A 9,857-nucleotide genomic window follows, 5' to 3' on the forward strand; every position below is an offset into this window, starting at 1 on the left:
AAACCAGTTGAAGTGGGTTGCTTGAAACTAAATTATCGGGTTATTTGCTTGATATCATGAGATTCGTGTGCACTTTTTATGTTTCAAGTTTTAGTAATTCATTTATTTGAGTAAACGTCAATGTCACTTGATTGCCGCCATTTTCTCGAATATAGTTTGTAATCGAATCATATTTTTTCTTTCGTCCATTCAAAATCATTTCCCCCCTCCTCTTTCTACCTAGATTTTAAACCTCTCGATTCTATTTATTCATTGAAACATTTCAAAAGATTCACTATACTCAAATAAAAAGGAGTGATTTCATGCTAGAAAAATACCGGACAATTCGAACGGATGGCCAGGTAGAGATAGAAATAAAAAAATCACGCTTTATTTGCTTTGCTAAAAGAGTTTCCTCTGAAGAAGAAGCACGTGAATATATTCAAGCAATTAAAAAAGAACATTGGAAAGCAAATCATAATTGTAGTGCGTATATTCTCGGGAAAAAAGCGGAAGTTTTACGTTCAAGTGATGACGGCGAGCCTAGCGGTACAGCAGGCGTCCCGATGCTTGAAGTTCTAAAAAATAACCAACTTGTCGATGTTGTTGTTGTTGTTACTCGTTATTTTGGCGGAGTCAAGCTTGGCGCGGGCGGATTAATTCGTGCTTATTCAAGTGCCGTGTCTACCATGCTTGAAGAAATTGGAATCGTTGAAGCCACTCCTCAACAAGAAATTTTCGCAACAGTTGATTACTCATTGTCTGGAAAGTTACAACATTTTCTTGAAACAAATGATTATACTATTAAGGAAACACTTTTTTTAGAGAACGTTACCTTTTGTGTTTTAGTAAAAGACGCTGTTTCTTTTGAAGAACAGTTGATTGATTTATTGCATGGAAATGTTGAACTCAAGGAAGGTAATTATGGTTATGTCGAACAACTCGTAACAAGAGAATAAGTTTTGAACAGAGTGCGCCACTAAAGATACGGCCGCACTCTGTTCAATTACGAAAAAATTAGTGCCCTTTTGCTCGCCACTTAATTGTGCGCTTTGTTGGACGTTTTTCCGTTGTTTTTACACCTTTTTTAGTCACATTCACCACAACATCTCTTTTAGAAAGATCGTAAAGATGCTCTGCCACTTCTACTACTTTTTCTTTGATCCGGAAATTGATTTTCATCTAAAACACTCCAATCCTTATTATAACTAAGATTACCGCAAATACAAAAAAAGAGCAACGATAAACGTTACTCTAAAGAACTGGGGTAGCTGGATTCGAACCAACGCATGAGGGAGTCAAAGTCCCTTGCCTTACCGCTTGGCTATACCCCAATGGTGGAGGAAAGTGGATTCGAACCACTGAACCCTAAGGAACGGATTTACAGTCCGTCGCGTTTAGCCACTTCGCTATTCCTCCAAAAGGTTTCGTAAAAAACCTGACTTAGTTATAATAACCAATTATCGAATAAATTGCAAGAGTTTTTTTAAACTTTTTTTATTCGTTGAAATATTATTTAAGAAAACCTTTTACTCGTGTAAATTCCAGTGACGAATAATCGATTCTAAAGCTAAATCAAATGTTTTATTACCACCAATTGAATCGTTATCAATAAATGCTTGAAAATCTTTTGGGCCGTATTCTAAAATTTCACCCATCTTTTTTTTACCAATATAAAGCTCAGCAACTTCATACTCTACGCCTTTTAATACACGTTTAGTTTCTTCAATTCGAATTTGGATGTCTTTATTTTTCTTCATATTTTTTCACCTCGACCTATATTTTAGCATAAATTTATATTATTAATAGTTAAAAATGACAAATAAATCAGAAATACACGTCTGTGTGCATTTCTGATTTACCTTTTAATTATTGGTTCGTTAAAACCGCACTCAAAACTTCGTAACCAGCTTGTGTAACCAGCTCTTTTACGCGAGAGGGGTCTTTTGATTCAACTTGGATTTCAACGATTGTGCCTTGTTTTAAATGGTTCACGACAATTGTTAAGATACTCAGTTCATGGCTAGCAAATAATTTAGTGAGGTCAGCAAGTATCCCAGGGTGGTCTTCTTCAATAAAGATGCTGATTCGGGTCCCTCCTGCATAATAGCCCGTAATTTTTAAAAACGCATCAAAAATATCGTTATTCGTAATGATACCAATGATGGCATCATTTTCTAGAACCGGTAACACGCCTACATTTTTTTCACGCATTTGAGCAATTGCATCCTCTAATAATGCATCCGGCTTCGTTGTTTCAACTTTTTTGATCATAATATCTTTTACATTGGTTTTATTCAACAAGTAATTCACTTCATAAACGCTGAGACTAGTCGCTTTTGAAGGTAACGCTTCTTGAATCACTCCTTCTGTAATTAGACCGATTAATTTACGCCCCTCAACGACTGGTAAGCGATGAATTTTGTTTTTTTTCATTAAGTCGATAGCATCAAATATTGGTGTGTCTGCATTAACCGTTATTAAGTCTTTTGACATAAAATCTCTAACACTCATTTTTTATCCTCCTAGATAAGCTTTTTTAACAGAATCACTTGCTAGTAGTTCTTTTCCAGTGCCTTCAAGAACAATTTTACCTGTCTCTAAAACGTAACCGCGATCTGCAATCGAAAGAGCCATATTCGCATTTTGTTCAATGAGCAATACCGTGGTCCCTTGTTTTTTAATTTCTTCAATAATTAAAAATATTTCTCGAATAAAAATTGGCGCCAGTCCCATAGAAGGCTCATCAAGCAGTAATAATTTCGGTTTTGACATTAGCGCACGTCCCATTGCTAACATTTGTTGCTCACCACCAGATAAAGTTGCCGCATCTTGCTTTCTTCTTTCTTTCAAAATAGGAAAGCGGGTATAGACTGCCTCATACTCATCTTGTAAATTTTTATCTTTTCGTAAAAAAGCACCCATTTCAAGATTTTCTTGGACTGTTAAACCAGCAAAAATATGGCGCCCTTCTGGCACATGAGAAAGTCCTTTTGCAACAATTTTTTGCGGGGCTTCTTTTTCGATAGCTGCTCCTTCAAAAGTAATTGAACCTTGTGATGGACGAACTAAACCAGAAATCGTTCGTAAAATGGACGTTTTCCCAGCCCCATTTGCCCCAATTAAAGAAACAATTTCGCCTTGATTTACCGAAAAGGAAACGTCATGAATCGCTTCAATTAATCCATATTTGACCGTTAAATTTTCAATTTTTAACATTACAGTTCCCCTCCTAAATAAGCTTCAATTACTCGTGGGTTATTTCTTATTTCTAAAGGGGTACCTTCTGCAATCACTTGACCGTATTCCAACACATAAATTCTTTGACAAACATCCATAACTAAATTCATGTCATGCTCAATTAAAATAATCGTCAATTGGAATTCCTTTTGAATTTGATAAATCAAATCTGTTAATTCCGCTGTTTCTTGCGGGTTCATTCCAGCCGCGGGTTCATCTAAAAATAAAAGCTTGGGTTCCGTCGCCAAAGCGCGGACAATTTCTAAACGTCGTTGCTCCCCGTAAGGTAAATTTTTAGCTAAAAGATGAGCCTTATCTGCTAAGCGAAAAATCTCTAATAATTCAAGTGCTTTTTCTTCTAACTCTTTTTCAATCTGATAATAACGCGGAAAACGAAGTAGATTAGCTAAAAAAGAAGGTTGTTTCTCTTCTTTCATCGCAATTAAAACGTTGTCTAAAACAGATAAATTTTTAAATAAGCGAATATTTTGGAATGTTCGAGCTAGGCCAACTTCAGCAATTTTATATGGCTTTTTTCCATTTAAGCGGAGTGTTTTTTCTTGCCAGGTATAAGAAATTTCACCTGAACTTGGTTCATACACACCCGTTAATAAATTAAATAAAGTGGTTTTCCCTGCGCCGTTTGGTCCGATTAAGCCAACTAGTTCATTTTCTTCTAAAGAGAGATTGACGTGGGAAACCGCCGTTAACCCACCAAAGTTCTTCGTTAAATTCTCAACTCTGAGCAGTGTCATTGGACTTCCCTCCTTTATTTCCAATGCGTTGGTAAAGCTTTTTAATGGATAATTCATTCGTACCTAATAAACCACTTGGCTTGAAAATCATAATTAAAATAATGGCTAAGGCGTAGACAATCATCCGTAATGTTCCGAATTCTTGAAGATACATATTAATAATCCCTAGAACGACTGCTGAAACAACGGCTCCGGTTGTACTACCAATTCCACCAAATACAACAATAATTAAGACATCAATTGATTTTGTAAACGTGTAGTCTTTTGGAAAAACACTTTGTTGGTAACTAGCATACAAACTTCCTGCCAAACTAGCAATCGTCCCTCCAACAACAAAAGCAAGAACTTTATATTTTGTTGTGTTCACGCCCATTGCCTCAGAAGCAATTTCATCTTCTCGAATCGCCAACGTTCGACGCCCGATATTGCTGTTCATATAGTTTGAAACGAACACAATTGTAATGACCATGAAAATAAAAATAATTTGCCAATTACTAAATTGTGGCAAACCAAAAATTCCAGAAGGCCCATTCGTTAAGTCCCTAAAGTTGACAATTAATATCCGAATAATCTCTGAAATACCTAGTGTGGCAATTGCTAGGTAATCTCCTTTTAAACGTAACGTTGGTACCCCAACTAATAAAGCAATACCACCAGAAACCAACAAGCCTACCAATATACTTAGCACAAAACCAAAAAAAGTAGGGTTTTTTGCAGTTATAATCGCCGTTGCATACGCTCCGATGGCCATAAAGCCAGCATGCCCTAGTGAAAATTGACCGGCAAAACCAATAATTAAATTTAAACTGACTGCTAAAATAATGTTAATCCCTATATTTGCAATAATCGCATCGGTAAATAAATTAATTCGCCCAGTATTGTATAAGGTAAATAAAGCGAAATAAACAACCGCGATTAACACTGACCACGTTATAATATATTTGCTATTTTTCTTCATCATTTACACCTACACTTTCTCACGAATATTTTTGCCTAAAATACCCGCCGGACGAATAATTAAAATTACAATCAAAATGACATAGACTAACGCATCTTTATAATCTGACAAGCCTATCGCTGAAGCAATGGTTTCGATAAAACCAATTACAAATCCTCCTAAAGCGGCACCTGGAATAATCCCAATTCCACCTAAAACAGCTGCGACAAACGACTTCAAACCTGGTGCAACCCCCATCATTGGATCAATTGAATTATAATACAAACCAATTAACATCCCACCTGCCGCCGCTAAAGCTGAACCTAGAGCAAAGGTAAAAGAGATGGTTCGGTTGACATTAATTCCCATCAATTGGGCTGCGTCTGGATCGACACTTACCGCACGCATTGCTTTTCCCATTTTCGTTTCTTTTACAATAATTTGTAAAAGAATCATCAAACCAACTGATACACCTAAAATAAGAAGTTGGATATTACTCACACTAATCCCAAAGAAAGTATAGAGTTTTCGCGTAATTGCTTGTGGGAAAGGTCTTGTATCTGGTGAAAAGAAATAAATCATACTATTTTGTAATAAGTAAGACACACCAATTGCCGTAATCAAAGCTGAAATTCGGGTACTACCTCGTAAAGGTCGATAAGCCAAAATTTCAATGACTACACCAATAATCGCACTCAGAATCATTGAAAGAATCATTGCTATAAAAAAGCCAGTTGCTCCTGAAAAAATTGCCCATTGATTAAATTGTAAAATTAAAAAATACCCAATAAAACTACCAATCATATAAATCTCGCCATGAGCAAAGTTTATTAATTTAATGATGCCATAAACCATCGTATATCCCAAAGCCATCAATGCATAAATACTACCTAAAAAAAGGCCATTCATTAACTGTTGTATGATTATTTCCATTTTATCTCACTTCCAATTCATTGTTTTTCTGAAAAAAACTGTGGCAAAACCTAAATTTGATTTCGCCACAGCCTTGAAGTTCATTGATTTATTATGGATTAACCGTTTCTGCTGAGGTTTCTTTTCCTTCAGTAAATCCAATAACAACTAAAGATTTCTCTGGGTTGTGTTGTTCATCAATTGTAATATTCCCAGTTACCCCGGCAAAGTCTTTAATTGAAGCCAAACCTTTTGTAATTGATGCTGAATCAAATGCATTCTCATCTTCGATTGCTTGTTTCAACATAAACATTGCATCATAAGCTAAAGCATTAAAAGTTGATGGTTCTTTACTGTATTTCTCTTGAAAAGCTGCAACAAAAGGTTCAACCGTGTCATTGGCTGGCGCTAAAGTTGAAAAGTGTCCTGTATAAAAAACATTTGATACGTTTTCAGCACCGGCTAATTGAACCATTTTTTCATCACCAAATCCATCTGCACCAATAATAGGTTGTGTAATTCCTAATTCACGCGCTTGTTTAATAATTAAACCAGCTTCTTCGTAATAACCAGGAATATACAATACATCAAAATCACTATTCTTAACTTTAGTTAAAATCGCTTGGAAATCTTTATCACCGGTTGTGAAATTTTCTTCCATTACAATATTACCTTTAAATTCACTCTTAAACGCTTTACTTAAACCAATTGCGTAATCACTTGAATTATCACCTAAAATAACCACATTTTTAGCTCCTAATTCATCTTGTGCGTACTTCGCTAAAATGACACCTTGGAAGCTATCTTGGAAACAAGAACGGAATACGTATTCTTGCACCTTATCACCATTTAATGTGACGGCATCGTCTGTACCTGAAGGTGTAATCACTGGCACTTGTGCTTTTGTAATATTCGGAATTGTCGCCTTCGTTGCTCCTGAAGTTGCCGGTCCAATAATTGCAACAACCTTGTCATTTGTTGCTAAACTTGCTGCAACACTGGCTGCCTCGTTGTTATCTGATTTATTGTCTTTGATCACTAACTCTACTTGCTTACCTAAAATGCCACCTTCTGCATTAATTTTTTCAACCGCAAGCTCTATACCTTCTTTTTCTTGAATACCATAACCCGCTGTTCCACCAGACAATTCAAGGTTCAAACCAACTTTGATTGTATCTGCTTCTTCCGTATTTCCTTCCCCGCTTGCACCACCAGTTGGTCCTGCGCTACATGCAGTTAATAAAAAAGCACTCGCAAATAAAAATAACATTTTCTTTTTCATAATATTGCCCCCTTTTATTTCGTGAATATGTTACTCAATATACCCAAATTCCCTTCCTTTGTCAATGAATTTTCAGAATATTTTATAAATTCACTCACTTTAGTTTACCAGCGTTAAAACAACCTTTTTATAAAGCGTTTTCAATTGTTTTTATCCCTAATTCGACCAATCAGCTGCCCCCCCCTTTTTGATTTTCCTCCGCTTTCCCATCCTTAAAAAGAGCAAACATTTCACAATTATACGTTTGAAATGTTTGCAATAAAAAACTAATTTTTGCGATAAATATAATTTGGTTTTTCTTGATCTTTTGTGTTTCTCTTTAATGAAAATTTTACTGGAACGTAATCAATCCCTCCTCGAACCAAAGGATGGCAACGAAAAATTCGAGCACTCCCCATTAAGGTTCCTTTGAAGCTACCGTGTACTTTAATCGCTTCAATCGTGTAACTAGAACAAGTTGGATAATAGCGACAACTTGGAGGAAACAACGGAGATATAAAACGTTGGTACCCTCTAATGAGTCGAATTAAAATTTTTTGCATAAAAAGCCCTCTTTCTTCTTTTAATATACCTTTGAAGAGGCATTTTTACAAGAAAAACGACTAAAAATTGAGTACTATCACTTTAGACATTACTTAATAAATAACCACCAACAGACTACTTGCACCATCTGATGGGTATGCCCTCTTCTATTTGTTTTTTTTTAGATTCAAAAAAGAACACAATTAAGCAATTGTGCTCTTTTTTATTATTTCATAAATTTTAGTACATTGGTCCATAAATTTCCACTAAATACAGCTGTTGGCTCACCATCACCAATCACACCATAGCCAATCATCAAACCAACCATAAATAAAAAGAAAATAAGCAAAATAAGCAATAATAATCGAATAAGTGAATAAGCAACATAACGATTCATTTTTTTACCCCTCTTTTTAATTTGAAGTCATCTGAAATTCTTTTTGTGACACCGACTCACTGCTAACCCGTTCGATATTCGCGCCCAACTTCTGCAATTTCACATGGAATTGATAATAGCCTCTATCCAAATATTTTAAATTACGTACACGGGTTAAACCATTTGCTCGTAGGCCTAATAAGATTAATGCAGCAGCAGCTCTTAAATCAGTGGCATAAACAATGCTTCCTTGTAGTTCTTGCAGCCCTGCAAAAAAAGCCGTATTCCCGTCGATTTTAACATTAAAATTCATTCGGCGCATTTCTTCTAAATGTTGGAAACGATTTTCAAATACCGTCTCACAAACCACATTCATTCCACTAGCAACAGCTTGAATAGCGGTCATTTGAGCTTGCATATCTGTTGGGAATCCAGGGTGAGGTAAAGTTTTTACTTCAATTGCTTTTAATCTTTCTGGCCCAATAATCCGAATACCTGCCTCTTCTTCAATTACTTCCACACCCATTTCGATAAGTTTGGAAATTAAAGGTCGGTTATGTTCCGCAATCGCATCTTCGATTAAAACATTCCCTTTTGTCATTGCAGCAGCCACCATAAAAGTTCCTGCTTCAATGCGATCTTGTACAATACTATGTGTCACAGCTGTTAACTGCGTAACTCCTTCGATTCGAATGGTCTCCGTACCAGCTCCATGAATTTTTGCGCCCATTTTATTTAAAATATTAGCCAAGTCAACAATTTCTGGTTCTCGTGCGGCATTATCGATAATGGTTATCCCTTTGGCCTTAACTGCTGCCATCATAATATTTTGCGTTGCACCGACACTAGGAAAGTCTAAATAAATATTACTACCAATTAATTCAGAGGCAATTGCTTCAATATAGCCGTCTTTTTGAATGATCGTTGCGCCAAGTGCTTCAAATCCTTTTAAATGTAAATCAATTGGGCGTTTGCCAATCGCACACCCTCCAGGCATCGCAACCTTAGCTCGTCCATTACGAGCAAGTAGTGGTCCCATTACTACAATTGACGCACGCATTTCACTAACATATTCATAAGGTGCTTCAATTGCTAAGGTGTTTTGAGCATCAATTGTTACTTTATTTTTATTTTGATCAAAAGTAATTTTTGCGTTTAAATGATGAATCACTTGGTTCATCGTCAAGACATCTGAAAGTATTGGCACATTATCTAATACCGTAATTCCTTCTTCGGCCAATAAACTAGCTGCTAATATAGGAAGCACAGCATTTTTTGCTCCTTCAATTTTCACGGATCCTTTTAATGGATTACCACTTTGAACGATAATCTCTTCCATTTTGTTCCCTCCAAATAAAACGTTAAATACCTTGTTAAATCGTACTTATATTATAGCACAGCTTTTTACCAAGATGCATTTCTTTTGCTGTCTAAAAGCCTACCATAAAAAGATTTTTACATAAAATAATTAGTTCCAAAAAAAAGGTACTTACAATATAACCGACTGCCGTTGAAATTAAAGCAATCACCAATCGGATTTGGGTCACTTGGTTTGCTTTAAAAAAATTATCTAAACGAATGGAGCCTAAAGCCCAAAAAGCTAAATAAATAAAGATGAAATGGCTAGTTATTCGAATAATCGCATCAACGCCGAATACTTGCATATAACTTCCCTCCCTTTCATTTTCATTTGTATCATACCATAAAGCAAGCGATTTAAAAGGATTTTTTTGTAATTTCTCTTTGTTTTCAAAAAAAAAAGGGTCTATAATATTTGGTGTTGTTACTAAGAAATTGGTAAGAACACCCTTTTTCTTTCTATAACAAAAAAGCATCTGTTTCCCTTATAATTAA

Annotated in this window: 13 protein-coding genes, 2 tRNA genes and 1 pseudogene; 1 reads left to right on the plus strand and 15 read right to left on the minus strand. The window is 35.7% G+C overall.

The features are described 5' to 3' along the window. Window positions 1-91 precede the first annotated feature (91 nt). A pseudogene (locus JOD14_RS13450) lies at window positions 92-199 on the minus strand (DUF7662 domain-containing protein); the annotation flags it as partial. 103 nt (window positions 200-302) lie between these two features. Between JOD14_RS13450 and JOD14_RS12470 the strand changes: the two are divergent. Continuing rightward, the gene (locus JOD14_RS12470; protein WP_204655110.1) at window positions 303-938 is read left to right on the plus strand and encodes a YigZ family protein; all 636 of its coding nucleotides are present in this window, start codon (window positions 303-305) and stop codon (window positions 936-938) included. A 58-nt stretch (window positions 939-996) separates the two neighbouring features. Here the strand turns inward: JOD14_RS12470 and JOD14_RS12475 are convergent, their stop codons facing one another. From JOD14_RS12475 to JOD14_RS12540, 14 genes are all read right to left on the minus strand, one after another. Further along, complete coding sequence (locus JOD14_RS12475; protein ID WP_204655111.1) at window positions 997-1,161, minus strand: hypothetical protein; 165 nt, start codon at window positions 1,159-1,161, stop codon at window positions 997-999. An 80-nt stretch (window positions 1,162-1,241) separates the two neighbouring features. Then, window positions 1,242-1,313 (minus strand) — tRNA-Gln (locus JOD14_RS12480). Between the two features lies 1 nt (window position 1,314). Beyond that, window positions 1,315-1,398, minus strand: a tRNA-Tyr gene (locus tag JOD14_RS12485). A 110-nt stretch (window positions 1,399-1,508) separates the two neighbouring features. Beyond that, complete coding sequence (locus JOD14_RS12490; RefSeq protein ID WP_204655112.1) at window positions 1,509-1,739, minus strand: DUF2969 domain-containing protein; 231 nt, start codon at window positions 1,737-1,739, stop codon at window positions 1,509-1,511. Between the two features lie 109 nt (window positions 1,740-1,848). Beyond that, window positions 1,849-2,493, minus strand: coding sequence for a CBS and ACT domain-containing protein (locus tag JOD14_RS12495; RefSeq protein ID WP_204655113.1), 645 nt, complete (start codon window positions 2,491-2,493; stop codon window positions 1,849-1,851). A 3-nt stretch (window positions 2,494-2,496) separates the two neighbouring features. Continuing rightward, window positions 2,497-3,198 carry an ABC transporter ATP-binding protein gene (locus JOD14_RS12500; RefSeq protein WP_204655114.1) on the minus strand — a complete coding sequence of 234 codons (702 nt, stop codon included), beginning with the start codon at window positions 3,196-3,198 and terminating at the stop codon, window positions 2,497-2,499. Continuing rightward, on the minus strand, window positions 3,198-3,974 hold the full coding sequence (locus tag JOD14_RS12505) for an ABC transporter ATP-binding protein (protein WP_204655115.1): 777 nt from the start codon (window positions 3,972-3,974) through the stop codon (window positions 3,198-3,200). The genes JOD14_RS12500 and JOD14_RS12505 overlap by 1 nt, the downstream gene beginning before the upstream one ends. After that, the gene (locus tag JOD14_RS12510) at window positions 3,955-4,932 is read right to left on the minus strand and encodes a branched-chain amino acid ABC transporter permease (protein WP_204655116.1); all 978 of its coding nucleotides are present in this window, start codon (window positions 4,930-4,932) and stop codon (window positions 3,955-3,957) included. The genes JOD14_RS12505 and JOD14_RS12510 overlap by 20 nt, the downstream gene beginning before the upstream one ends. Window positions 4,933-4,941: 9 nt before the next feature. Further along, complete coding sequence (locus JOD14_RS12515) at window positions 4,942-5,844, minus strand: branched-chain amino acid ABC transporter permease (RefSeq protein ID WP_204655117.1); 903 nt, start codon at window positions 5,842-5,844, stop codon at window positions 4,942-4,944. Between the two features lie 91 nt (window positions 5,845-5,935). Then, the gene (locus JOD14_RS12520) at window positions 5,936-7,105 is read right to left on the minus strand and encodes an ABC transporter substrate-binding protein (protein ID WP_204655118.1); all 1,170 of its coding nucleotides are present in this window, start codon (window positions 7,103-7,105) and stop codon (window positions 5,936-5,938) included. A 266-nt stretch (window positions 7,106-7,371) separates the two neighbouring features. Further along, window positions 7,372-7,647, minus strand: a complete 276-nt coding sequence (yidD, locus tag JOD14_RS12525; protein WP_204655119.1) for a membrane protein insertion efficiency factor YidD — start codon at window positions 7,645-7,647, stop codon at window positions 7,372-7,374. Window positions 7,648-7,853: 206 nt separating this feature from the next. Then, window positions 7,854-8,024 carry a DNA-directed RNA polymerase subunit beta gene (locus tag JOD14_RS12530; RefSeq protein WP_204655120.1) on the minus strand — a complete coding sequence of 57 codons (171 nt, stop codon included), beginning with the start codon at window positions 8,022-8,024 and terminating at the stop codon, window positions 7,854-7,856. Window positions 8,025-8,040: 16 nt separating this feature from the next. Beyond that, window positions 8,041-9,342, minus strand: coding sequence for a UDP-N-acetylglucosamine 1-carboxyvinyltransferase (gene murA, locus JOD14_RS12535; protein WP_204655121.1), 1,302 nt, complete (start codon window positions 9,340-9,342; stop codon window positions 8,041-8,043). 91 nt (window positions 9,343-9,433) lie between these two features. Further along, entirely contained in the window at window positions 9,434-9,667 is a 234-nt protein-coding gene (locus JOD14_RS12540) for a DUF1146 family protein (protein ID WP_204655122.1), read from the minus strand. Window positions 9,668-9,857 lie beyond the last annotated feature (190 nt).

Origin of the sequence: Enterococcus lemanii, assembly GCF_016909125.1 — a bacterium.
Lineage (GTDB): Bacteria > Bacillota > Bacilli > Lactobacillales > Enterococcaceae > Enterococcus_I > Enterococcus_I lemanii.